Source organism: Kitasatospora sp. NBC_00315 (assembly GCF_041435095.1).
GTDB lineage: Bacteria > Actinomycetota > Actinomycetes > Streptomycetales > Streptomycetaceae > Kitasatospora.
In genome coordinates, this window is the sequence record NZ_CP108025.1 from 5,266,110 (window position 1) to 5,289,973 (window position 23,864).

The window sequence follows — 23,864 nt, forward strand, 5'->3', positions numbered from 1 at the left end:
TGTCCGACCGCCGCCCGACTGCGGGACGGGGCTGTTTCACCGCCTCTGACCTGCGACGATCCCCCTCGGAGACCGTGAGTACTGCCGCCGCCTCCTCGATGCCCCTCTTCTCCGACTCCGTGCAGCCGGACACGTCCGCGCGCGCCGCCGGGCATGCGGCGCCGCCCGCCTCGCACCACCTGTCGCCCGCCTTCCCGGGGCGGGCCCCCTGGGGTACCGCCGGCCGGCTGCGGGCCTGGCAGCAGGGCGCACTGGACCACTACATCGAGAAGCAGCCCCGGGACTTCCTCGCGGTCGCCACCCCGGGCGCAGGCAAGACCACCTTCGCGCTCACCCTCGCCTCGTACCTGCTGCACAACCACCTGGTGCAGCAGATCACCGTCGTCGCGCCGACCGAGCACCTGAAGAAGCAGTGGGCCGAGGCCGCCGCCCGGATAGGGATCCGGCTGGACCCGGCGTACTCCTCGGGTCCGCTGTCGAAGGACTACCACGGCATCGTGATCACCTATGCGGGCGTGGGCGTCAACCCGATGCTGCACCGCAACCGCACCGAGGCCCGCAAGACGCTGGTCATCCTGGACGAGATCCACCACGCCGGTGACTCGAAGTCCTGGGGCGAGGGCTGCTTCGAGGCCTTCGAGCCGGCCGCGCGCCGCCTCGCGCTGACCGGGACGCCGTTCCGCTCGGACACCAACCCGATCCCCTTCGTCCAGTACGAGGCGGGCGGCGACGGCATCCGCAAGTCCGTCGCCGACTACACGTACGGGTACGGGCACGCGCTCGCCGACCACGTCGTGCGTCCGGTGATCTTCCTCTCCTACAGCGGCAACATGCGCTGGCGCACCAAGAGCGGCGACGAGCTGGAGGCCCGGCTCGGCGAGCCGATGACCAAGGACCTCATCGCGCAGGCCTGGCGCACCGCGCTGGCCCCCCAGGGCGAGTGGATCCAGAACGTGCTGCGGGCCGCCGACAAGCGGCTCACCGAGGTCCGCAAGGCCATTCCGGACGCCGGCGGCCTGGTGATCGCCACCGATCAGAACGCCGCTCGGGCCTACGCCAAGATGATCCGCGAGATCACCGGCCAGGGCGCCACTGTGGTCCTGTCCGACGAGGCCGAGGCCTCCCAGCGGATCTCCGACTTCTCGGCGGGCACCTCCCGCTGGATGGTCGCGGTCCGGATGGTCTCCGAAGGCGTCGACGTGCCCCGGCTGGCCGTCGGCGTGTACGCCACCTCGATCTCCACCCCGCTCTTCTTCGCCCAGGCCGTCGGCCGCTTCGTGCGCGCCCGCAAGCGCGGCGAGACCGCCTCCGTCTTCCTGCCCTCCGTCCCCACGCTGCTCGGCTTCGCCAACGAGATGGAGCTCCAGCGCGACCACGTGCTGGACCGGCCGAAGAAGGAGGGGGAGGGCCTCTTCGACGAGGAGGACCGCCTGCTCGCCGAGGCCGAGCGGGCCAACGACGGACCGGACGGCGCCGGAGGCGACGAGTTCTCCTACGAGGCGATCGGCTCGGACGCGGTCTTCGACCGGGTGCTCTACAACGCCATGGAATTCGGCATGCAGGCCCACCCGGGCAGCGAGGAGGAGGACGACTACCTCGGCATCCCCGGCCTGCTGGAGCCGGACCAGGTGCAGATGCTGCTCCAGAAGCGCCAGCACCGGCAGATCCAGCGCAGCAGGGCCAAGCCGGCCGAGGAGGCCGACCTGCTGGAACTCCCCGCCGACCAGCGGCCGGTGGTGACCCATCAGGAGCTGCGCGACCTGCGCAAGGAGCTCAACTCGCTGGTGGCGGCCTGGCGGCACCGGGTCGACCAGCCGCACGGCGCGATCCACAACGAGCTGCGGCGCCAGTGCGGCGGCCCGCTGACCGCCCAGGCGACGGCCAATCAGCTGAAGGCCCGGATCGCCAAGATCAAGGAATGGGCGTCCAAGTAGTCGGCCGCGCCGGCGCCGCCCGAGCGGCCGGCCCCGGCGCGGCCGGCGTCCGCGCCGTCAGCCCTCGGTGGACTGCAGGAGCAGGGCGAGCTCCCGCTCCAGCGACTCGGCGCTGAACTCCTCGCCGAACGGCACCAGGCGGTCGCTGCGCAGCAGGACGGCGTGCACGGCCGGCGCCGGGGCGCGCAGCTCGGCGGTGCCGGTGGGCGCGCGCAGGATGATGCGCAGGACGTCCGGGTCGGTACCGTCCGGGCGGACGTGCACGTCGCCCTCGCCGGTGGGCGCGTCGAGGCCGTCGAGGAGCAGCTCCCGGGAGATCACCCAGGTCACCGGCGCCTCGTCGGCCGGGCCGGCCATGTCGAAGGTCAGCCGCAGGACCATCGGGTCATCCGCGCGGTAGGCGAGACCGACCTGGAGCCGGACCTCCAGGCCGAGGCCGCAGGCGAGGTCCATCGGAACGCGGGCGTCGATTCGCACGCCCTCGTCAGGCAGGTCAAGAAAACGCATACTGTCCCCTGTCGATCCCGGTTTCCGTGATTACGCGAATCAGACTCCATTGTTGGCCGAATGCATACATCCGCCGGACGTGGAGGAGCGGTTTCCGCCCTTGTGGTAGGAATGAAATCAGCGTTTCGGAGGGTGGACCCGAGGCTTGATCAATGCTATGAGCGACCGGCAAATGGTGGGCGGATGAAGGATCGGCGTTCGAGCCGGGGCCGGCAGGGCGAGGGCCGGGGCGGCGGCGGGCCGCTGGCGACCGGGGCCGCCGCCGGCGCGTCGCGCCGTCGTCCGTCGTCCGCCGCCCGCCCGTCGCGGCCGTGGGCGCGCGGATCGGGTCCGTCGGCGGGGGCGTTGCTGCCGCTGCTGGTGGCGGGCGCGGCCGTGGCCTGGGCCTGGCGGCAGGTCAGGGACACCCGGACGGCTGCGGAGGCCTACCGCGAGCAGGGCCGGCTGGAGGAGCGCGGGCAGCTCGGCCGGGACGTGCACGACACCGTCGCGCAGGGGCTGGCGGCGATCGCCATGCTGGTCCGCGCGGCCGAGCTGGCGCTGGGCCGTGACCAGGACGCCGACACCGTCCGGGAACGGCTGGCGGCGATCCGCGACGTCGCGGCGCTGAGCCTGGGACAGGCGAACGACCTGACGCACGGAGCGGCCTACTCCGAACTCGACACCGGCGGCCTGGCGCCGGCCGTGCGGAACCTGGTCGCGCTGACCCGTCGCACGCTCGCGGCCGGGGCGGAGCTGCTGGTCGAGCACCCGCACGAGGGGGACGGCGGGGCGCACCGGCTGCCGGAGCTGGTACTGGAGACGACCGGTGGGCCCCGACGACTGGCCCTGCCGGTCGAGAGCGCGGTGCTCCGGATGATCCAGGAGGCCACCTCCAACGCGATCCGGCACAGCGGGGCGTCCACCGTGCGGATCCGGCTGGAGTTCGGGCCGGACCGGATGCGCGCCCGGGTGGAGGACGACGGCCGGGGCCTGGAGCCGGGCGCCGGCACGGGCGTCGGGCTCGGCCTGGCGGGCCTGGAACGGCGGATCGGCGCGCTGGGCGGCCGGCTGCTGATGGACTCCACCGCGACCGGCACGGTGATCGCGGTGGAGTTCCCGTACCAGGTGGCGCCGTCTGCCCGGCGGGACCGGCCGCCGCACATCCGCAGGCCGGCGAAGGGGCCGGGCCCGGGGGGCGCCTGACGCACCGCCGGACCGCCGGGGCACGGCGGCCCGGGGTGCCCGCGGGACCCCGAGGTCCGGCCGCCCGGCCCCCCGATAGCATGGGCATCCACCTTTCAGCCGGGCCGGGCCGCGGACGACTCCGCCGCCCGCGTCTTCTGATCGGCCGTCGGGGAAGCCCGGGGCGGCTCGCCCCGCCCAGGTGGGACACGACTTCTCGGTTTCTGGGTGGGAGCGGCATGACCAGCTGGGTGCGCGGGGTGTCCGCGGTGGGCGGCGCGCGGGCGCGGCGGCTGCGCCGTGCGTGAGGCCGCTCCGCCGCACGGTGCGGCGCCCGGACGGTCCGTGACGGTCATGGTGGTCGACGACCACCCGGCCATCCGGCTCGGCGTCCGCGCCATGATGGCCTCGGCGCCGGACCTGCGCCTGGTCGCGGAGGCGGACGGGCAGGAGTCGGCGATGCGGCTGATCGCCGAACTGCCGCCCGGCGAGCGCCCCGACGTCGTCCTGCTCGACCTGCACCTCGGCGCCGGCCTCTTCCAGGGCATCGACCTGATCCGCGCTCTGGTCGCGCTGGAGCCGGCGCCCGCCGTCCTGGTGCTCAGCGCCTACGGCGGCGACCAGGACGTGTTCGCCGCGATCGACGCCGGCGCCACCGGCTTCCTGGGCAAGGAGACGGCCGCCGACGCTCTGTTGCCCGGCCTCCGGGCGGCGGCCCGGGGGGAGTCGGTGCTCGGCCCCTCGGCGGTCAACGGCCTGCTGCGCAGGATGCGCGGCGGCGGTCCCGCGTTGTCGCGTCGCGAGGTGGAGGTGCTGCACCTGCTCTCGGACGGCCTCTCCAACCGGCAGATCTCGACGCGACTGTTCATCAGCGAGGCGACTGCCAAGAGCCATCTGACCAGCATCTACGCCAAGCTCGGCGTGGAGAGCCGGGGGGCGGCGGTGGCGGCGGCCCGGCGGGAGGGGCTCCTGCGGGCCCGGTGAGACCCCCACCGGGGCGGGCGGCGCGCCGGCGCGCACCGAGGGGCGCGGAGCGGTGCGCTCGGAGCGGTGAGCCCAACTCCGTTTCTGTGTCCAAGTAGTGGCGAAGTGGTGTCGATTGTGGAGTTGACCGCGATGAGGTCCGGTGCGGGAGCGCCATCGATCCGGTCGCCGGAGCGCAATGTGTCGGCAATGCACGGTTAATGGAACGGCCAAGGTTTCGCGGTGACAATGCGTGTGGTCAACCGCCGGTGCTCCGCGTGCTACGCCGCCGCGAGGGGACATCACGGCATCGGGGCCGTCCTGGGCGGCCCGCCGCTGCTCCGTCGGGGAACGGAACGGGCGTCGCATTCCCCTTTTCTTCCCGGGGTGCTCAGGTCGAACGTCCCACCGGTCGGCGGGCCGGTCCGCCCCGGCTGCGGCGACAGGAAAAGCAGCCCCCGGCTGCGGCGGCACCCGGACGGCGTACGACCCGCTGCACGGCGCTCTCGTGGCCGCCCGGCACGACGATGCCGCGCTGCTGCCCGCGCCGGCCGGGCTGTGCGGCACCCGGCTGCGGCCCGGCGGCCGGATGCCGGCGGCAGCCCGAGCTCGGCCCCCGGGGTATCGCGGGGCGGCGCTGGGGGCGGCCGCGCTCCGGACGATCGGCCGCGATCCGCTCTGACCGGCGCCGATCCGCACCGGTAGGTGCAGGTGCACGCCGATCCGATCCGGTATGCGCCGATCCGCGCCGATCCGCCGCGATCCGTGTGATCCGCGCCGATGCGCACCGATCCGGGCCGATCCGGACAAGCCGTCCTGGGTGAAGTGTCCGAAGTCCGGACCGTGATCGAACTGATGCCCGCAAATGCCCTGTCGTATTGGGTGGTTATGTCCGAATAAGTCCGAGTCGATTGAGTTGATCATGACCGAATTTTGGACAAGCACTTCCCCCGCGAGCACCTGGTTCACTACCTTTCCTCCACGCTCCCTCGTCAGGTAATCCCCCGCGAGAAGGGCGCCCGCAGGGCCACTCATCCGTCAAGGACGACGAACGGAGAGCCCTGGCGCGGCCCACCCAACCTGCGCGCGACACCCCCACCCGGTCGGCCCTGCCGCGCCGGTGACCGCCGCGGAAAGGAATGCGCGTCGTGACTGCCGAAACCTCCCAAACCCTGGACCGAGGGGTACGGGTCCTCAAACTGCTCGCCGACTCCGAGCGGGGGCTCACCGTCACCGAGCTGGCGGCCCGCCTCGCGGTCAACCGCACCGTGGTCTACCGCCTGCTGGCCACCCTGGAGCAGCACGGACTGGTCCGCCGGGACATCGGCGGCCGGGCCCGCGTCGGCCTCGGTGTGCTGCGCCTGGCCCACCGGGTGCACCCGCTGCTGCGCGAGGCCGCCCTCCCCGCGCTGCGCAGCCTCGCCGAGGACCTCGGCGCCACCGCCCACCTGACCCTGGTGGACGGCAACGAGGCGCTCGCGGTGGCCGTCGTCGAGCCCAGCTGGACCGACTTCCACGTCGCCTACCGCACCGGTCTGCGCCACCCGCTGAGCGAGAGCGCGGCCGGCCGGGCGATCCTGGAGGCCCGCGGCTTCCCCGGTCAGCGGCGCCCCGAGGACGGCTTCGTCATCACCCGCGCGGAGGAGCAGTCCGGCGCGAGCGGTGCGGCGGCCGCGCTGGTCGGCCTGAGCGGGATCGAGGGCAGTGTCGGCGTGGTGATGCTGAACGGACTGGTCCCCGAGCGCGTCGGTCCCCGGGTGGTCGAGGCGGCCACCGAGGTCGCCGACGCCCTGCGCTAGGCCCGCGGCGGGCGCCGGGTGTGTTTGGATGCCTCTGTGCCCGACCAGAAGCAGTCCTCCACCCTGCCCGCCGCGCTGACCGCCCCGCGGACCCGGGCGCTGATGCTGTGCGGCGTGCTCGTCACCGCACTGTTCGGCGTCGCGGCGTTCGTGCCGCTGCCCTACACGCTCACCATGCCCGGCGTCACGGCGGACACCCTGGGTGACTATCAGGGCCGGCCGGTGCTCACCATCACGGGCGCGCCGCTGCGCCCGGTGGACGGGCAGCTGCGGATGGTCACCATCTCGGCGACCAACCAGGACGAGCGGGTGGGTCTGTGGCGGGCCCTGCAGGCCTGGGCGGATCCGAAGGAGGCCGTCCGGCCGACCGACACCGTGTACCCGAAGAGCGACCCGGTGAAGTCCGAGCAGGTCAACGCCCAGCAGATGACCGAGTCGCAGGACAGCGCGACCGTCGCGGCGCTCTCCTACCTGCACCTCTCGCCGGACCAGGTGAAGGTCACGGTGGACCTCGGGGACATCGGCGGCCCCAGCGCCGGGCAGATGCTGGCCCTCGGGATCGTCGACAAGCTGGGCGGGAACGGCAAGGGCGGCGGCCTCACCGGCGGCCGGACGATCGCGGGGACGGGGACCATCGACGACCAGGGCAACGTGGGCGAGGTCGGCGGCGTGCCGCTGAAGACGCAGGCGGCGGCGCGGGACGGCGCCGGCGTCTTCCTGCTGCCGCGCGCGGAGTGCGCGGACGCCAAGGTGAACACCCCCAAGGGCCTGCGGCTCGTCCCGGTGGACACGCTCGCCGAGTCGGTCGCGGCGCTGGAGGCGCTGGAGAGCGGCGGGGACGTACCGGCCTGCTGACCTCGGCCGGCGTACGGTCCCGGCCGGGTGCGGGTGCGGGTGCGGGTGCGGGTGCGCGTCGGGCGGGTCGGGCGCGGTGGGCTCGGGAGCGCCGGGCCGGTGGTCCGGGTCGGTGTTCCGGGCCGGTCCGCTCGATCGAGTGCCGGGTAGGGCCGGGCGGGTTCCCGTTCGCCCGGCCTGCCGGGGCGCCCTCGGTCCTCCGGCCGTTCGCCGGGGAGGGATGGCCGCCGGCGCTCAGAGCCCGAAGGCCGCCGAGACGAAGTCGTCGCTCAGCCGGGTGCGCAACTGAGCCGCGATGCCCGCTAAGCGGTGGGCCTGCGTCATCGGGAGGGTGACCGACACGGCCGCTATCCCGTTGCCCGCGACCAGCGGGACGGCGGCGCCCGCCGTCCCCAGGGCGTACTCCTGGTACTGGGTGATGGGGGCCGCCCGCTGCGGGCCCTGGCGGGGCAGCAGCGGGAGGTGCTCCGGCTCGCGCAGGGTGTACGGCGTGAGCGGGACCATCGGATAGCGGGCCAGGTGGGAGCGGCGTTCCTCGGCGGACATCAGCGCGAGCAGGGTCTTGCCGGCGGAGTGGGCATGGGCACCCACCCGGAAGTTGCCGCGGTCGATCATCGGGGCGCCGGGCGCGGCGGCCGCCGCCACGAGTTCCACCTCGCCCTGTCGGTACAGGCAGAAGTAGACGGCGGCGGACAGCTCGTCCGACAGCTTGGTGAGCAGCCGGTCCAGCCGCTGTCGGCCCGCCGCCGGGCTTTCCTCCCGGGTGAGCCCGGCGACCGCGGGCCCGGTCAGGTAGTAGCCGTCGGCACGTTCCAGGTAGCGGTCGTGGACCAGGGTCCGCAGCAGGTGGTAGGTGGTGCCGAGGGCGAGCCCGGTGTCCCTGGCCAGCTGCTTGGCGGTGGCGCCCTTGGGGTAGCGGGCGGCGGCCCTCAACAGCCGCAGCGCGCGTTGGGCGGAGGCGATCAGCGTCGGCGTGCCGTCGCCCTCGGCCTCGGGGACCGGGCCGTGGGGTGCGTCGGCGAGGTCCCGGCCGGCGGAGATCCCGAGGCCGGGAGTCGGGTGGGCGGAGGTCCCGGCGGCGCTCATCGGGTGGCCTCCGGGGCGGGCACGGCGGAGTTCACGGGGGTCATGGATCGGTTCATGCAGGGGATCTTTCCTGCACGAGCCTCTGGCATATGCCTTACCTGACGGCGGGTCGCTCGCCGAACCGGCCTCTCCCGGCGCGGGACGCCGCGCCGGACGCTGCGTCGGAGGCTGCGCCGGACGCGACGTCGGATCCGGTGCGGGCGAGGCGCCCTGACGTGTGCTCGACCTGTCGGAGCGTCAGTCGCTCACTCCGCGGCGGCCTGGTCCACCAGGGGAAGGATGCGGTAGGGCACCGGGTTCTCCAGCGCGATGGCCGTGGACGACCGGACGATCCCGTCGAACCCGACCACCCGGTCGATCACCCGCTGGAGGTCGGCGTTCGAGCGGGCCACGATCCGGACCATCATGTCGCCGTGCCCGGTGATGGTGTGCAGCTCCAGCACCTCGGGGACGGCCGCCAGGTGCGCCCGCACGTCGGCGCCCTGGCCCTGCGAGATCTCCAGGGTGGCGAACGCCGTCACCGGGTAGCCGAGCGCGGCCGGGTCGACCTCGGGGCCGAAGCCGCCGATCACCCCCCGGGTCTGCAGGCGGTCGAGCCGGGCCTGCACCGTGCCGCGGGCCACCTGGAGCCGGCGCGAGCACTCCAGCACACCGATCCGGGGCTCCTCGGCCAGCAGCCGGATCAGCTTCCCGTCCAGCGGGTCGATCGCGTCGTTGGCAGCGCCGGCCGGGCGCGTGGCCCCCGGGCCGGGATCGGGCAGCGGGCCGGGGGCCCCGGAGGGACCGAGCGGGCTGGGGGAGTGGGCGGGGGACATCGCGGCTCCGTCCGATGGGCATTCTGTACAGCGGTGCCGCCAATTGTCCGGCCGGGCAGCGCACCTTGAACAGGAGGAAACGGAACAGTTGCGCATCGGCGGGCGGGGCGCCACCCTCCAGCCACACCCCGTGGGGCCGGCCCCGACCGCCCGGCGGGGCGCGTACTGGCCGCACGCCTACCGGGAGGGCCCGTCATGACCGACACCGCCGCCGAACGCGCCATCGTCCACGCGTACTTCGACGACGGCCCGGACCACGAGGCCCGGCCCCCGGCCCCGGGCGCCCGGGAGAGCGGCGAGGTCGTGCCCGAGGACGAGGCCGGGCCGCTGCCGGGCGGCCGCAGCGACGCCGTGGTGTTCGTGGTCCGCGACGCCGAGCGGGCCGCCCGCCGGTACGCGGTCGCCCTCGGCCTGCGCTGCACGGCCTACGCGGGCCCGGACACCGGGGAGGCGGAGATCGTCTCGTACGTGCTGCAGGGGCCCGGCGGCAGATTCGTCCTCACCTCCGTCGTGGAGGTGATCGGGGAGCGCGGCCGGGTGCTCGCCGCACACCTCGCCGAGCACGGCGAGGGCGTGGTCGACCTCGCCGTCGCGGTCTCCGACGTCCACTACGCCTACGACTTCGCGGTCGACCGCGGCGCGCTCTCGCACACCGAGCCGTACGCCGTGCACGACCGCCACGGCACCGTCCTGCTCGCCGTCATCGGTGCGCCCGGCGGCACCCGGCACACCCTGGTCGACCGCTCCGGCTACACCGGTCCCTACCTGCCCGGGTACGTCGCGCTCTGAGCCGCGGGTACGTCCGGGGCGGCCCCGGGTACGCCGTCCCGTCCGGCTCCCCGGCCCGTCCGGCTCCCCCGTTGCCGGTGCGGGCGGAGGCCGCGGAGTGTCAGCGCACGACGGTCTGCACGTCCGGCTCGTGCCCGTTCCAGGTGACGAACACCGAGTTGGCCTCGCCGTCCTTGGAGAAGTCGATCCGCATCCACTGGTCGCCGTGCCAGACCTGCATCTGCCAGCCGGGATCGGGCGTCGCGGACACCAGCTCGGCGCTGGTCGGCCGGATGTCCAGGGCGACCCGGCCGCCCGGCACGAGATAGCTGTGCACCGTGGTGGCGGCCGGGGGCGAGCGCCGGGCCTGGGGGGAGGTGGGGGCGCTGCCGGGGGCGGACGCCCGCTGGGTGGCCGACCCGACCGTGGCCGAGGCCGAGGGAGTGGGGACGGCGGAGGTCTCCGCGCTGTCGGTGGCCGGCGCGGAGGACTCGGCCGGGCCGGTGGAGGAGGCGGCTGCGGCGGGGGAGGGCAGCGGCAGTGCCTTCGGCTGCTCGAAGGCCGCGCCGGTCAGCACCGCGTGCACGCCGAACCAGGACAGCGCCACCGCCGCGCCGGTGGCCGCCGCCCAGGCGCCGAGTTGAACCAGTCCGTTCCGCATCGCCCGCTCATCCTGCCGTATCCGGAGGAGCACCAGCTCAGCACCCCTCGCTATCGGAAGGGAAGTTGCACAAACCGTCCGGAGTCGATCGGGATGCACCTGGTATCCGTCCGAGATCCACCCCGAGGTACAGACCACCTGGCGTCCATGGCGTACCGTGCTGGCCCATGGCAACAGTGCTCGTGGTCGAGGACGACCCCTTTGTACGCTCCGCCCTCATCCGGCACCTGTCCGACTCGGGGCACGCGGTCCGCAGCGTCGGCACCGCGCTGGAGGCACTTCGCGAGGTCGCGCAGGTGGGCTGTGACCTGGTCATCCTCGACCTCGGACTGCCCGATCTGGACGGCAGCGAGGCGCTCAAGATGATCCGCGGGCTGACCGACGTCCCGGTGATCATCTCGACCGCCCGGGACGACGAGGCGGAGATCGTCCGGCTGCTCAACGACGGCGCCGACGACTACCTGGTGAAACCCTTCTCCGGGGAGCACCTCTCCGCCCGGATGGCCGCCGTCCTGCGCCGCCTCGGCAGCGGCACCGCCCCGGCGGCCCAGATCCTGCGCGTCGGCGGCCTCGCCATCGACATCCAGCGCCGCGAGGCCGTGCTGGACGGCCGCGCGCTCGACCTCACCCGGCGCGAGTTCGACCTGCTCGCCTTCCTTGCCGCCCGGCCCGGCGTGGTCGTCCCGCGCAAGGAGATCCTCGCCGAGGTCTGGCGGCAGACCTACGGCGGCGACCAGACCATCGACGTCCACCTCTCCTGGCTGCGCCGCAAACTCGGCGAGACCGCCTCCAACCCGCGCTACCTGCACACGGTGCGCGGCGTCGGGGTCCGGCTGGAGGCGACCGGACCGGCCCCCGCGTCGATACCCGCGGAGCACCGGAGGTGAGGCGCGCAGCGAAGCCGAACCGGGGCGCGGCCGCGAACTCCTCCCGCGCCCCGGGCACCGAGCGGACGCCGGGCGCGGACCGGGCGCCGCACTCGGGCCCGCCCGGACACTCGCTGCGCCGCGCGCTGATCAAGGCGGCGGTCGCGGGCACCACCATGGTCGCGCTGGCCTTCCTGATCCCGCTCGGCCTGATGGTCCAGCAGACCGCGCGCGACCGCGCCTTCACCGCCGCCGAGCGACAGGCCGCCGCCCTCGGCCCCGCACTGGCCATCACCACCGACCAGGACGCCATCGCCCGCGCCGTGGCCAGTACCGACGCGGGCGCGCAGGGCCGGATGGCCGTCCACCTGCCCGTGAGCGGCGCGGCCCAGGCCGCCTCCGCCGACCCGGCCGGCCCGGGCAGTGCGTCCGGCAGTGTGTCGGACAGTGCGTCGGGCAGTGCGTCGGGCAGTGCGTCGGGCAGTGCGTCGGGCACCGGCAAGGCCGTCCAATGGGGCGCCGCGACCGGCTCCGCCGCCGTCGGTCCGAGCATCGGAGCGGTCCGAGCCCTCGCCGCCGACGTCGCCACCGCCGCCGGCCAGGGCCGCTCGTACACCGTCCACGTCCCCGGCGGCTTCGCCCTGCTCCAGCCGGTCGCGATCGACACCTCCCGGGTGGCCGTGGTCGAGGTCTACGTCGACAACGGCGACCTGACCCGGGGCGTCTCCACCGCGTGGCTGGTGCTCTCCGCGGTGGCCCTGGCGCTGGTCACCATCTCCGTCCTGGTGGCCGACCGGATGGGCTCGCGGATCGTCGCCTCGGCCCGCTCCCTCGCCGCCGCCGCCCGTTCGCTGGGCGCCGGGAACCTCGCCGTCCGGGTACCGCTGGCGGGCAAACAGGCGGACGGCAGCCCCAAGGAGCTGCGCGAGGCCGCCCACGCCTTCAACGCCATGGCCGACCGGGTGGTCCACCTGCTCGCCGCGGAACGGGAGCTGGCCGCCGACCTCTCGCACCGGCTGCGCACCCCGCTGACCGTGCTCCGGCTCAACGCGGCCTCGCTCGGTGAGGGCGACGCCGCCGACGCGACCCGGCACGCCGTCTCCCAACTGGAGCGCGAGGTCGACCAGATCATCCGCTCCGCGCGCCGCGCGCCCGAGGACGCCCCGGCCGTCGCGGTCGGCTGCGACGCCGCCGACGTGATCCGCGAGCGGGTCGGTTTCTGGTCCGCGCTGGCCGAGGACGAGGGACGACGCTGGCAGCTGGCCGGGGCCGAGCAGTCCGTCCCGGTTCCCGTCCAGCGCGGCGACCTCGCGGCCTCCGTGGACGCGCTGCTCGGCAACGTCTTCCGGCACACCACCATCGGCACCGCCTTCTCGGTCGACGTGCTGGCCACCGACAGCGCCGTGATCGTCCTGGTCGGCGACGCCGGGCCGGGCTTCACCGACCCGGCCGCCGCCCTCGAACGGGGCCAGGGCCACGGCGGTGACGGCTCCACCGGCCTGGGACTGGACATCGTCCGCAAGCTCGCCGAGGCCACCGGCGGGGATCTCGCGCTCGGCCGCTCCGCCGTGCTCGGCGGCGCCGAGATCCGGGTGCGCCTGCAACTGCACCCGGACGGCACGCCGGTCCGTGCCAGCCGGCGCCGGGCCCGCAGCGCGCTGTTCCAGAAGTGACGCCCGGCCCGGAGCAGGGTCGTCAGGCGGGCGGGCAGGCGCGCGGACCGGGCCGTGTGGACGTGAGGCGTGGCACGGGAACGCCCCGGACCGACGTGTGACCGGCCCCTGCGGACTCCCGCCCGCAGAGATTCCTTAAGTGCGCCGTAAGAGAGCTGTACCCCTCCCTGAGCAGCCCGTTTCGGGCCCTTCCGCGCCGATAGCGTCGTGCTCACCCAGGCACCGAAACCTCTCCGAGGACGGCCCGGGCCCCCTGTCCCACGGTCACCGCGCGGAGGTACGCCCACCATGACGACCCAGCCCACCAGCCGTACAGGCCACCGTCGGCGCAGCCGCAAGGGCACCGTCGTCGCCGCCTCGGCGGTCGCCGCCGCGATCGTCGCGGGAGGGGTCGTCGCGTTCGCGTCCTCCGCGAGCGCCGCCTCACTCGGCGCCGCCTACAGTCGCACCAGCGTCTGGGACGGCGGCTACACCGGCCAGTACCTGGTCACCAACCCCGACAGCAGCGGGATCGACGACTGGACCCTCTCCTTCGACCTCCCGGCCGGCGCCACGATCGGTTCGCTCTGGAACGCCTCCTACACGGCGGCCGGCCAGCACATCACCGTCAAGCCGGAGTCCTGGGACAAGCACCTCGACCCGGGCCGGAGCGCCTCGGTCGGCTTCGTCGTCCAGGGCAGCGGCGCGGCCCAGGCCGAGCCCGGCAACTGCCTGATCAACAACGTCTCGTGCAAGGCCGGCGACGGCACGACGCCCACCCCCTCCGGCCGCCCGACCGGCACGCCCACGGCGTCCCCCTCCGCCACGGCCGCGCCCAGCACCACCGCGCCGAGCCCGACCGCCAGTCCCACCAAAACCCCGACCGCCACCCCGACGGCAACCCCCACCGCCACGCCCACCGCCACCCCCACGGTCACCCCGGTCGGCGGCGCGGGCTTCGCCCCGTACGTCGACACCTCGCTCTGGCCGGCCTACGACCTGGTCGCCAACGCGAAGGCGAGCGGCGTCAAGAACTTCAACCTCGCCTTCGTCGTCTCCGGCGGCGGCTGCACCCCGAAGTGGGGCGGCGTCAGCGACCTGGCCAACGACGCGGTCGCCGCGCAGATCGGCGCGCTGCGCGCGATCGGCGGTGACGTCCGGGTGTCGTTCGGCGGCGCCAACGGCACCGAACTCGCCCAGGCCTGCACCTCGGTCGCCGACCTGACCGCCGCCTACCAGAAGACCGTCGACGCCTACGGTCTGAAGAAGGTCGACTTCGACGTCGAGGGCGGTGCCACCGCCGACGCGGCCGGCAACACCCGCCGGGCCCAGGCGATCGCCCAGCTGCAGAAGAACGCCGCCGCCAAGGGATCCACCCTGGACGTCTCCTACACCCTGCCCGCGCTGCCGACCGGTCTGACCCAGGAGGGCATCAACCTGGTCGCCGACGCCAAGAAGAACGGCGTGGCCGTGGGCGCCGTCAACATCATGGCGATGGACTTCGGCGACGGCGTCGCCCCCAACCCGCAGGGCCAGATGGGCAAGTACGCCATCGCGGCGGCCACCGCCACCCAGGCGCAGGTCAAGAGCGTGCTCGGGGTGGACGACAGCACCGCCTGGGCCAAGGTCGCCGTCACCCCGATGATCGGCGTCAACGACGTCGCCACCGAGATCTTCACGGTGGCCGACGCCAAGCAGCTCGCGGCCTTCGCCGTCACCAAGCACCTGGCCTGGCTCGCCATGTGGTCCGGTACCCGGGACAAGGCCTGCGACGGCGGCGCCAAGGCGTACGCCGACGCGAGCTGCAGCAGCATCGTCCAGCAGCCGCTGGACTTCACCCGCGCGCTTGGCGCCTACACCGGCTGACGGCCGCCGACCGGCCGGGCCGGCCGCGACTCCCACGGGGGGAGCCGCGGCCGGCTCCTTCTCCCCTGTCCCTTGTTCCCGTGCGCGTGCGCGGCCCTGCTCGGCGCTGCTCCACTCTGCTCGGCGCGGCTCCGCGCGGCCCTCCCCGGTCCTGCCGGCACCGGACGGCCGGGCCCGGAACACCGTCATCGGGTAGGGTCGCCAGTCGGTCGAACGGTGGACGGAGCAGACTGTGACAGCGGTGCAGGACGAGCGCAGGGCGGCGCTGACCGCGCAGGACCCGGAACCCGCGCCCCCCACGGGCCGCCCGTCCGCCCGGCTCGCCGCCGCCCTGTCCGCACCGGTCCGCGCGCTGCGAGAGACGCCGCGCCGGCCGCTGATGACCGCCTCGGCGGTGGCGTTCGTCTCACTGCTCGCGTACGCGATCGTCCGGCACTTCGTCGGAACCTCGATGGTCGACATGATCGTCTACCGGGCCGAGGGCCATGCCGTGGTGAACGGCGGCGACCTCTACGGGTTCCGGGTGACGGAGTGGGCGCTGCCCGCCACCTACCCGCCGTTCGCCGCGATGCTCTTCGTCCCGACCACCTGGTTCGGCGTCGGCTTCCTGCGGATCGCGATCACCGTCGGCAACATCGGCCTGCTCGGCCTGCTCGCCCACCTGTCGTTCCGGCTGACCGGCTGGCCGCGCCGCGAGCTGCGCCCGATCGGCGTGATCCTGGTCATGGGCCTGGGGGTCTGGCTGGAGCCGGTCTTCACCACCCTGCGGTACGGGCAGGTGAACCTGGCCCTGGCCTGCCTGATCCTCTGGGACCTCACCCGCTCGGACACCCGCCTCAGCAAGGGGATCGCCGTCGGCATCGCGGCGGGCGTGAAGCTCACCCCGGGCCTGTTCGCCGTCTACCTGCTGATCACCGGACGGGTGCGCGCGGCCTTCGTGGCCGGCTTCGCCTTCCTCGGGACCTTCCTGCTGGGCGCGGCGTTCCTGCCGGACGCCACCTGGGGCTACTGGACGAAGTACATGTTCGACTCCACCCGGGTCGGCAAGACCGAGATCGTCGACAACCAGTCGGTCCGCGGGGCCGTCGCCCGCATGCTGCACACCGCCGATCCCGGCACCCTCGCCACACTGGCGGGCGGGCTGGCCGCCGTCGGCGGGCTCGCCGTCGCCGCCCGGGCATCCCGTAGCGCCCACCTGATGCCCCGGGCCGAGGCGTGGGGCATCTGCTGCGCCGCCGTCACGGCCGTCCTGGTGTCGCCGATCAGCTGGACCCACCACTGGGTGTGGTGCGTGCCCGTGCTGGTCCTGCTCGCCGCCGAGGCGGCGCACGAGGCATCCCGGCCGCAGGCCGTCCGCCGGCTGCGCTGGCGGCCGGTGTTCGCGGCGACGCTGCTGGCGTTCTTCTCCTTCGCGATGTGGGTCGTCCCGCACAAGGGCGACCTGGACCAGCACCTCACTCCGCTGAGCCAGATCCCGGCCGCCGTCTACCCGCTGGTCGGGATCTGCTTCCTGGTGCTGGCCGCCCTGCGGATCCGGGCCCGGCGCCGGGCCGCAGGGGTGCCGTCGCCCGGGGCCTCGGGCGAGCCGCCGGCCGCCGCCGTCGAGGAGGGCCGACCGGCCCCCTCGGCCGGCTGACGCTCCGGCCCTGCCACCGCCACCCGCCCTGCCCCGCCACCCGTGCCGCACAGCCCCGCCGCCGGCCGGCCGGGCCGCCGCACAGCCCCGCCGCCGGCCGGGCGGGCCGCCGGCCCTACCGCGAGCCGTGCCGTCGGCCGGGCCGACCGTCCGGCCCGTGGCCCGGAAGGCGGCCCGTAGAGCGCCGGCAGGACCGCCGCCCGGACCGCCGCCCGTACCGCCACTCACGCCAGCAGGTCGGCGAGTGAGCCGTCCATGTCCAGCGCCGCGAGTTCGCTGCCCGGCGGCACCAGCCGGTGCGCCCGCTCCAACCAGGCCGCCACGGCCGGCAGCGGTGCCTCCAGCAGGGCGTCCCCGGCGGGCGAACTCAGGGCCATGCACAGCACGCTGCGCCGTCCGCCCCCGCTGCGGGCGGAGACCTGGGAGACGGTCGGCCAGATCCGCACGTCTCCCTGCCCGCACGGCCGGAAGGTGCCCTCGACCAGCAGCTCCCGGGCGAACACCCAGGTCACCGGCGTGCCGGTGTCCAGGTGGAAGGTGATGTGCACGGCGAACGGGTCGTGGCTGCCGTACGACAGCCGGGCCGGGACGGGGACGCTGTGCTCGGGGGAGAGCACCAGGTTCAGTTCGAGCTCGTGCTCGACCACGCTCGTCGGGTGTTCCATGATCGCGATTCCTCTCTGCCTGCGGTTCGCGGGGCCGCCGGTCGGGCCCTTCCACCTGTGAGAGCACGGCCCGCCCCGGGTCTTACACACGTTTCGGCGGAATCCCGAGCGGATGTGTGGTGCCTGTCCGACCGAAGGGCGTGCACGTCGTCGGGCGCGCCGGGGGTGGGCCGGGTCGAGCGAACCCGTAGAGACGCCGGGCCGTCCTGGTATTGCCCAACTTCCCTCCTGAGCGACGCCGAGGCACTACCCTTTGTGACTGCCCGGCGACTGTCCGCCCACCCGCGCGTGGAACGCGGCGTGCAGCCGCCGTCCGGCGTGCCCACTCGACGACGCGGCGCACCGGCCCTGCCAGGAAAGAAGACCCTTCATGACGGACCTGCCCTTCGCCGGCGGCGCGGACACGACCGTCGGCCCCGTGCCGGGCTACTACGCCGACCCGTCCATCCCCGGCTTCGTGCGCTACTGGGGCGGATCGGCCTGGGTGCCAGGCACCACCAGGCCCACCCCGGCGGAGGGCGAGGTGCTGGAGCCCCCGCGCTTCCTGAACCGCCCCGCCCGCGCGCCGGGCGCCCGGTACGTGCCCCCGCCGGTGGTGACGGGGGCCGGTGCCGACGCGGCGGCGGAGCCGGGCCGGGCTGCGGGGCCGTGGAGCGGTGCGGGCAGTGCTGCGGGCCGCGACGGTGCCGGGGTGTTCGGCGGGGCGCCGGAGGGGGCGTTCGGTGGGACGGCCGGGGTCGCGGTCGGGCCGGGGGAGACCGGCCCGGTGTATCTGGACCAGACCATGGCCGGGACGTCGTTCACCATGGCCCCGCAGGCGGAGCTCGAACTCCGGCGCCGGGCCGAGGTCGAAGCACGGGCCCAGGCGCAGCTGCCGGTGCAGCAGCAGTCGCCGCCCGAGCGAATCGGGTGGCACGGTCCCCGGGGCGGCGACCTCCGCTCCCCTGACGGCCCTGACGGCCCGGACGGCCCGGAGGCGGGCGATGCGGGCGTCGTAGCAGAGGCGACCGCAGCGGCCGAGTCCGCCGGTCCGGAGGCCCCGTCATTCGCCGTCCCGTCCGGTTCTGTCCCGTCCGGCGCTGTCCCGTCCGGCCTTGTCCCGTCCATCCCCGCACCCGCGCTCCGCGCGGCACCGGCCGGCACCGTTGCGACGCCCGGGCCGGGGATCGGCGGCGAGGAGGCGCCGGTGGAGAGCGAGCGACGCCCGCTCGCCTCCGGCTGGCAGGTCGATCCGCGTGCTCAGCGCGGGCTGCTGGAGACGGGCGGCTCCCCCCGGTGGGTCTCCTGGGGAGTGCTTCCCGGCTCGTCGGAGGCACAGCCGGCCCCCGCCGCGTCGACTGCCGCGGAGCAGGCGGGTGCCGCTGCGCCCGAGCCCGCCCGGTCGGCCGCCGAGGGCCCCGGGGCTCGGGCCGTCGCGACGTCATCGGTGAGCGTGGCCGCTTCTGCCGGGACCTCCTCGCCGAAGGCCCGGCCCGCCGGCGCCTCGGCAGCCACTTCCTCGGCAGCCACTTCCTCGGCCGCCCCGTCCGAGGCCCTCGCCGGCCGAGCCACTGGTCGCGGGACCACTGATCGCGGGACCGCCGAGAGCGGGACCGCCGACCGGGGCGCGGGGGAGCGTACGCCCGGGGGCGGCAGGGCCGCCGTCCGCGCGGTCGGCGGACAGCGGACCCCCGAACGCGCGCCCGGCGGTCGGCGGACCACCGATCGCAGGTCCGCCGCCGCTCCTGCCCCCGCTCCGGCTGCCGGGCTGGGCCGCCGACTGCTCGCCCGCGTCCTGGACACGGCCGTGATGGCGGTCGTCGCGGCCGCCGCCGGTGTGCCACTCGCGTCGTCGGCGATGGCGCACATCGACGACAAGCTCGATCGGGCCGCCGAGACGAGCAGCCTGGCCGGTCAGCAGGTCCAGGTCTGGCTGGTGGACGGCGTGGTGGTCGGCAAGGCCGCCGCCCTGCTGGCGGTGCTGGTGCTGGCCGGATTCCTGTTCGAAGTGCTCCCGACCGCCCGCACCGGCCAGACCTTCGGCAAGCGGGTCCTGGGCATCAGGGTGGTCGACGCGGGCGCGAAGTCCTCGGTGTCCGCCCGGTCCACGGCCCGTTCGGGCGCGGGGGGTCGCGGATCCCGGCCCCGCCAGGCCGTGCGGACCGGGCCGCCGACGGTGGGCCGCTCGCTCCTGCGATGGGTCGTCAGGCAGCTGTCGACGGTGGCGGTGATCGGCCTTCTCGGACCGCTCCTGGACCGCGAGGCCCGGCGCGGCTGGCAGGACCGGGCCGCCCGGACCAGGGTGGTCAAGGCCTGACGTTCCGGCAGGGCGGGGAAAACAGGTCAAATGTCCAAGATTTGTAGTATTGGCGATGTTCTACTCGGGGCATGAGCACCCACGACCCCTCATCAGGGACCGAGCCCGAGGAGGGCGGCAAGCCCTCGTTCGACAAGCAGCCCCCGCCGACGGGCGGCACGCCGGCAGGTGCGCCGTCCGACCCGTACGGCACGCCGGCCCGGCCCCCGTCCGGCGACCCGTACGGCACCGAGCCGCCCCCGCCGCCGGCCGGCAGTCCGTACGACCGGCCCGGATCCTACGGCGGGACGTACGCGGGCGCCCCGAACGATCAGCCGCCGCCCGGTCAGGGGGCGGGCCAGGGGTACACCCCCGGTCACGCGGACGGGCCGGTGCCCGGGATGCCGCCGCTCGGCAGCTGGCCGAACCGCATCCTCGCGCAGGTGATCGACTATCTGCTCGCGCAGATCGTGGCCGTCCTGCTGGTGCTGCCCTTCGCCGGCCTCGGTGGCCGTTCGGGTGAGACCGGCGCGTTCTGGCTGGCCTGCCTGCTGCTCTTCGTCTACCAGGGGATCATGCTGAGCCGGGACGGCCGGACCCTCGGCAAGCGGGCGATGAAGGTACGCGTGGCGATGCTGGTGGACGGCAACTCGCCCACCGGGGCCGCCGCCTGGACCAGGGCCGCCGTCTTCGTCGTCCCCGCGGTGGTGTGCTGCGCGATGCTCTGGTGGGTGATCGACGGCCTCTTCGGCGTCTTCGACAAGCCGTACCGCCAGTGCCTGCACGACAAGGCGGCGAAGACCGTGGTGGTCTCCACCGTCTGAGCCGGGCGGGTGGCCGTCGGGCCGGGCGGGAGGGCGTCCGCGCCCTCCCCGCAGCCGCGCTACGACCGCTGCTGCGCGTACTCCCGGGAGGTGCGGGTGCTCGGCGGGGCGGCCTGCGCCCGGGCCGCTCGGTCCTCGCGGGGCGCCGGCCCGCGGCGTGCCGTCATGGACAGCGCGGTGGCGAGGACGCCGAGGGCGAGGGCGAAGGTCACCAGCACCGCGATCTCCAGGGCGCCGGTGGCTCCCGAAACGCCGAGCAGGGCCACGGTGGCGGCGACGACGATGAGGGTGCCGGTGCAGATCTGAGCGACTGTGGGGCGCGTCATGGCGTCGGTCCTTCGCGCGTCGGGGGATTGCGAGGGGGTGGCGGTGCCTGCTGCTGATGGCGCTGGATGATGCCTACCCCACTGGGGAGTTCGATAAGTTCACCCTAACCCGGCATATGCGGGGCACGGGGGGCGCACAGGCTCATCACCGGGGCGGCGGCCTGCCCGCTCCGGCGCGGCGGGACCGGCGGCGCGGGTCGGTAGGCTTCCAGCTGCCGCCGAGCACCTTCGAGTGCCGCCGACTCCGGCGAGGCCGTCGGGTCCGTCGGGTCCGTCGGGTCCGGCGAGGCCGTCGGGTCCGTCGGGGCCGGGGAGAACTTCGAACACCGCTGGGGGAGCCGTGCCCATTCCCGCCGACTGGCCGACCACCGAGGCCGAGGCGCTCGCCGAACAGCAGCGCCTGCGCGCCCTGGTGGAGCCCCGTGGTCCCGGGCCGGGCGACGGCGCACTGGTCGCGGGCGTCGACGTCGCCTACGACGACGAAGGGGATCTCGTGGTGGCGGCGGCCGTCCTGCTCGACCACGGGACCCTGGAGGTCGTGGAGGAGGCCACGGCCACCGGCCGGATCGCCTTCCCCTATGTCCCCGGTCTGCTCGCCTTCCGCGAACTCCCGGCCGTCCTGGACGCTTTGGCCGCTCTCACCCGCACTCCCGACCTCGTGGTCTGCGACGGCTACGGCCTCGCCCACCCCCGGCGGCTCGGCCTCGCCAGCCACCTCGGCGTCCTCACCGGGCTGCGCACGTACGGCGTGGCCAAGACCCCGTTCACCTTCACCCACGACGCCCCCGGCCCCGAACGAGGCGCCCGGACACCACTGGTGGACACGGAGACCGCCGAGGAGGTGGGACTCGCCGTCCGGACCAGGAGGGGCGTCAAGCCGGTCTTCGTCTCGGTCGGCCACCGCATCGGCCTGGACGAGGCCGTCGACAGCACGCTCGCCCTCGCCCGCACCTACCGCCAGCCGGAGACCACCCGTCGCGCGGACTCGCTCTGCCGGCGCGCCCTCGCCGAGCTCCAGCGCTCGCGCGGTTCCGGCGGGTGACGCGGGGAATGACAGAAGGGGGCCGGACGCGCAGGTCAGCGGGTCAACCGGCGAGGTAGGACCGAGGGGCCGTTCTGCCTGTCGTGGCCATGTGTTAGACATAAGGGTTAGGGCTTGAACGTCACCCTGGACGGGACCGTCCAACGGGCGGGATTCTGCCGGGACATACGGGATGTACGGGATGTACGGGGGAGGTACGAGGGCGTGAGCACGGGGACAGGTTCGAGCGGAGGCTCCGGGAGCGGGTACCGCGTAGAGGTCGACAACCTGCGGGCCTTCGCCGGTCAGGTACGCAGGCTGCTCCAGGAGTTCCAGGAGTACGCCGACGGTACGCGGACGCACGGGCAGAGCGGCATCGGGGCGACCGCCTTCGGGACCTTTCCCGAGGCGACGGCACTGCACAAGCAGTACGAGGTCATGCGGGACGGTCTGCGCACCGTCATGAACCAGCTGCAGGACGCGGTCGACGACGCCCACCGCAAGGCCGAACTGACGGCGGCCAACTACGAGGAGCGCGAGCACAGCACCTCGCAGAAGCTGAAGCTCGACTCCGACGGCTGGTCCGTCGCCAACCCGTCGGCCGCGAGCACGGCGGCGGTCAGCCAGGCCAACACCCGAGCGGCCGCCATCCCGGTGCGCGACGCCCGGCCCGGACCACCGGCCGCCGGACACTCCAACCCGCCCACGCAACCGGGGTGGTGAGCATGGACGTCCTGATGACTGAGTCACACCTTCGGGTTGATCGTGCGAGCGGGACGGGAGGCGCCCGGTCATGAGCTACACCAACTTCAACACCTACAGCCACGGGACGCTCCGGGACATGGCCCAGGCCATGAACTCGGGCGAGGTGATGGCCGCCAGCGACCCCTGGCGCCGGGCCGCCGACACGTTGAAGGCGATCCACGCATCGCTCGCCTCGGCCTCCGGCGAGGCCGCCGCCGACTGGGAGGGCTCGACGAGCGACGCCTTCTACTCGAAGATGACGTCCCTCGCCAACAACATCAACAACACCGCCTCCTACGCGCAGGACGCCGCCGAGACGCTGAAGCACATGGCCACGGCGATCGACGAGGCGAAGCGGTCCATGCCGGAGGAGCCCGGCCTCTGGGACCAGGTCACCGACGCGGTCGGCGACACCGCCTCGGCGGCCGTCGGCGGCAACGACGAGGACACCAGGACGGCGGTCAAGGACGAGAAGAAGGCCCAGGCCGTCGCGGTCATGCAGACACTGGCGATGAAGTACCGGGTCGCCACCCCGGTGCTGAAGCCGCCGGTGGGGGGCAGGGACTCCGGCCACGACATCGACCCGCCGGCCGACCCGACGGGTGTGGCCGCGATCGGTGCTCTGATCACCGGAGCGGGTCTCGGCGGAGTCGGCTCCGCCGGCAGCTCGACCGGTGGCGGTTCCAGCCGGGCGACGTCGACGTCCCCCCGAACCAGCGGCAGCGTCTCGTCGTCCACCGCGACGCCTCGTCACTCGTCCGGTTCGCCGGCACCCACGGATTCCGCGATCAAGGGTGGCACGGCGCAGCAGGTGCCCAAGGCGACCGGCCCGATCAACTACGGTCCGGGGACAGGTCTGGACGGTGGGGTACGGGCGCCGTCCTCCACGGGGCCGGCCGGCCACGCCGTTGTCGGCACAAGCGGTGTCAGCGGTTCCGGTAACGGCACGCAGGGCACGGTCGGCTTCGGCGGCGGGGTCGGCCCCGGTGGCGTCGGAGTCAGGACCGGCCTGGGGCCGGGGACCGGTCAGGGCGGCTTCGGCGGGGGTTCCGCCCGGGGCGGCAGCGTCTTCGGCGCCGGCGGTACCGGTGAGGGCGGGGTGGGCGGCGCAGGGCGCGGAGGCACCGCCGGTCGAAGCGGCGCCGGTTCGGCCCGGCAGGCCGGCGGTGTCGTCGGCGAGAGCACGGGCCGTGGCGGCGGCAAGGCCTTCACCGAAGGCGGATCCGGTCTGGGGGCTCGAGGCCGTGCCCAGGCCGACCAGGGCAAGGCCGCGCAGGGCCACGGCATGCCGCACGGTGAGGGAAAGCGCAAGAAGGACAAGGAGAAGGCCGGCAGGCGTCCGGACTACCTCGTCGAGGACGAGGAGACCTGGGTGTCGGGCGGGCCGAGTAATCCGAACGTGGTGGAATGATTTCTCGTCCATCCATCGGGTGGACG

At 74.4% G+C, this 23,864-nt stretch carries 21 protein-coding genes; 15 read left to right on the plus strand and 6 right to left on the minus strand.

The window, feature by feature from the left end; genetic code table 11:
• The first annotated feature begins 98 nt into the window (after positions 1 to 98).
• Positions 99 to 1,934, plus strand: coding sequence for a DEAD/DEAH box helicase (locus OG823_RS21850; protein WP_371484597.1), 1,836 nt, complete (start codon positions 99 to 101; stop codon positions 1,932 to 1,934).
• 57 nt (positions 1,935 to 1,991) lie between these two features.
• On the opposite strand, the gene OG823_RS21855 is transcribed toward OG823_RS21850, so the two are convergent.
• Entirely contained in the window at positions 1,992 to 2,441 is a 450-nt protein-coding gene (locus OG823_RS21855) for an SsgA family sporulation/cell division regulator (RefSeq protein WP_371481280.1), read from the minus strand.
• Between the two features lie 183 nt (positions 2,442 to 2,624).
• Between OG823_RS21855 and OG823_RS21860 the strand changes: the two genes are divergently transcribed.
• The 4 genes from OG823_RS21860 to OG823_RS21875 all read left to right on the plus strand — a co-directional run bounded on the left by OG823_RS21860 (position 2,625) and on the right by OG823_RS21875 (position 7,222).
• Positions 2,625 to 3,626: a sensor histidine kinase gene (locus OG823_RS21860; RefSeq protein WP_371481281.1), complete on the plus strand. Its 1,002-nt coding sequence runs from the start codon at positions 2,625 to 2,627 to the stop codon at positions 3,624 to 3,626.
• A gap of 333 nt (positions 3,627 to 3,959) precedes the next feature.
• Positions 3,960 to 4,589 carry a LuxR C-terminal-related transcriptional regulator gene (locus tag OG823_RS21865; protein WP_371484599.1) on the plus strand — a complete coding sequence of 210 codons (630 nt, stop codon included), beginning with the start codon at positions 3,960 to 3,962 and terminating at the stop codon, positions 4,587 to 4,589.
• Between the two features lie 1,127 nt (positions 4,590 to 5,716).
• A complete protein-coding gene (locus OG823_RS21870; protein ID WP_073923031.1) occupies positions 5,717 to 6,367 on the plus strand; it encodes an IclR family transcriptional regulator in 651 nt (216 codons plus the stop codon).
• 102 nt (positions 6,368 to 6,469) lie between these two features.
• Entirely contained in the window at positions 6,470 to 7,222 is a 753-nt protein-coding gene (locus OG823_RS21875; RefSeq protein WP_371484600.1) for a S16 family serine protease, read from the plus strand.
• Between the two features lie 234 nt (positions 7,223 to 7,456).
• On the opposite strand, the gene OG823_RS21880 is transcribed toward OG823_RS21875, so the two are convergent.
• Together OG823_RS21880 and OG823_RS21885 are read right to left on the minus strand one after the other, a co-directional pair.
• Positions 7,457 to 8,308, minus strand: coding sequence for a helix-turn-helix domain-containing protein (locus tag OG823_RS21880; RefSeq protein ID WP_371481284.1), 852 nt, complete (start codon positions 8,306 to 8,308; stop codon positions 7,457 to 7,459).
• A gap of 245 nt (positions 8,309 to 8,553) precedes the next feature.
• Positions 8,554 to 9,123: an Lrp/AsnC family transcriptional regulator gene (locus OG823_RS21885; RefSeq protein WP_371481285.1), complete on the minus strand. Its 570-nt coding sequence runs from the start codon at positions 9,121 to 9,123 to the stop codon at positions 8,554 to 8,556.
• Positions 9,124 to 9,318: 195 nt separating this feature from the next.
• On the opposite strand from OG823_RS21885, the gene OG823_RS21890 reads away from it, so the two are divergent.
• Entirely contained in the window at positions 9,319 to 9,912 is a 594-nt protein-coding gene (locus OG823_RS21890; protein WP_371481286.1) for a VOC family protein, read from the plus strand.
• Positions 9,913 to 10,012: 100 nt separating this feature from the next.
• On the opposite strand, the gene OG823_RS21895 is transcribed toward OG823_RS21890, so the two are convergent.
• Positions 10,013 to 10,552, minus strand: a complete 540-nt coding sequence (locus OG823_RS21895; RefSeq protein ID WP_371481287.1) for a hypothetical protein — start codon at positions 10,550 to 10,552, stop codon at positions 10,013 to 10,015.
• A gap of 167 nt (positions 10,553 to 10,719) precedes the next feature.
• Here OG823_RS21895 and OG823_RS21900 point away from each other — a divergent pair, with 167 nt between their 5' ends.
• From OG823_RS21900 to OG823_RS21915, 4 genes are all read left to right on the plus strand, one after another.
• Positions 10,720 to 11,439, plus strand: coding sequence for a response regulator transcription factor (locus OG823_RS21900; RefSeq protein ID WP_371481289.1), 720 nt, complete (start codon positions 10,720 to 10,722; stop codon positions 11,437 to 11,439).
• 113 nt (positions 11,440 to 11,552) lie between these two features.
• Positions 11,553 to 13,091: a sensor histidine kinase gene (locus OG823_RS21905; protein ID WP_371484601.1), complete on the plus strand. Its 1,539-nt coding sequence runs from the start codon at positions 11,553 to 11,555 to the stop codon at positions 13,089 to 13,091.
• Between the two features lie 288 nt (positions 13,092 to 13,379).
• The gene (locus OG823_RS21910) at positions 13,380 to 14,936 is read left to right on the plus strand and encodes a cellulose binding domain-containing protein (RefSeq protein ID WP_371481290.1); all 1,557 of its coding nucleotides are present in this window, start codon (positions 13,380 to 13,382) and stop codon (positions 14,934 to 14,936) included.
• A 232-nt stretch (positions 14,937 to 15,168) separates the two neighbouring features.
• Positions 15,169 to 16,572, plus strand: a complete 1,404-nt coding sequence (locus OG823_RS21915) for a glycosyltransferase 87 family protein (RefSeq protein ID WP_371481292.1) — start codon at positions 15,169 to 15,171, stop codon at positions 16,570 to 16,572.
• A 224-nt stretch (positions 16,573 to 16,796) separates the two neighbouring features.
• Here the strand turns inward: OG823_RS21915 and OG823_RS21920 are convergent, their stop codons facing one another.
• A complete protein-coding gene (locus tag OG823_RS21920) occupies positions 16,797 to 17,237 on the minus strand; it encodes an SsgA family sporulation/cell division regulator (protein WP_371481293.1) in 441 nt (146 codons plus the stop codon).
• Positions 17,238 to 17,607: 370 nt separating this feature from the next.
• Here OG823_RS21920 and OG823_RS21925 point away from each other — a divergent pair, with 370 nt between their 5' ends.
• Both OG823_RS21925 and OG823_RS21930 read left to right on the plus strand, forming a co-directional pair.
• The gene (locus OG823_RS21925) at positions 17,608 to 19,533 is read left to right on the plus strand and encodes an RDD family protein (protein WP_371481294.1); all 1,926 of its coding nucleotides are present in this window, start codon (positions 17,608 to 17,610) and stop codon (positions 19,531 to 19,533) included.
• A gap of 71 nt (positions 19,534 to 19,604) precedes the next feature.
• Positions 19,605 to 20,336 (plus strand): RDD family protein, encoded by a 732-nt coding sequence (locus OG823_RS21930; RefSeq protein WP_371481296.1) that lies wholly within the window; start codon positions 19,605 to 19,607, stop codon positions 20,334 to 20,336.
• Positions 20,337 to 20,395: 59 nt separating this feature from the next.
• On the opposite strand, the gene OG823_RS21935 is transcribed toward OG823_RS21930, so the two are convergent.
• Positions 20,396 to 20,662 (minus strand): hypothetical protein, encoded by a 267-nt coding sequence (locus OG823_RS21935; protein ID WP_371481297.1) that lies wholly within the window; start codon positions 20,660 to 20,662, stop codon positions 20,396 to 20,398.
• 340 nt (positions 20,663 to 21,002) lie between these two features.
• Here OG823_RS21935 and OG823_RS21940 point away from each other — a divergent pair, with 340 nt between their 5' ends.
• The 3 genes from OG823_RS21940 (at position 21,003) to OG823_RS21950 (ending at position 23,838) form a co-directional block, all read left to right on the plus strand.
• The gene (locus OG823_RS21940) at positions 21,003 to 21,704 is read left to right on the plus strand and encodes an endonuclease V (protein WP_371481299.1); all 702 of its coding nucleotides are present in this window, start codon (positions 21,003 to 21,005) and stop codon (positions 21,702 to 21,704) included.
• Positions 21,705 to 21,908: 204 nt separating this feature from the next.
• Positions 21,909 to 22,406: a hypothetical protein gene (locus OG823_RS21945; RefSeq protein WP_371481301.1), complete on the plus strand. Its 498-nt coding sequence runs from the start codon at positions 21,909 to 21,911 to the stop codon at positions 22,404 to 22,406.
• A gap of 70 nt (positions 22,407 to 22,476) precedes the next feature.
• Positions 22,477 to 23,838, plus strand: coding sequence for a WXG100 family type VII secretion target (locus OG823_RS21950; RefSeq protein ID WP_371481303.1), 1,362 nt, complete (start codon positions 22,477 to 22,479; stop codon positions 23,836 to 23,838).
• Positions 23,839 to 23,864 lie beyond the last annotated feature (26 nt).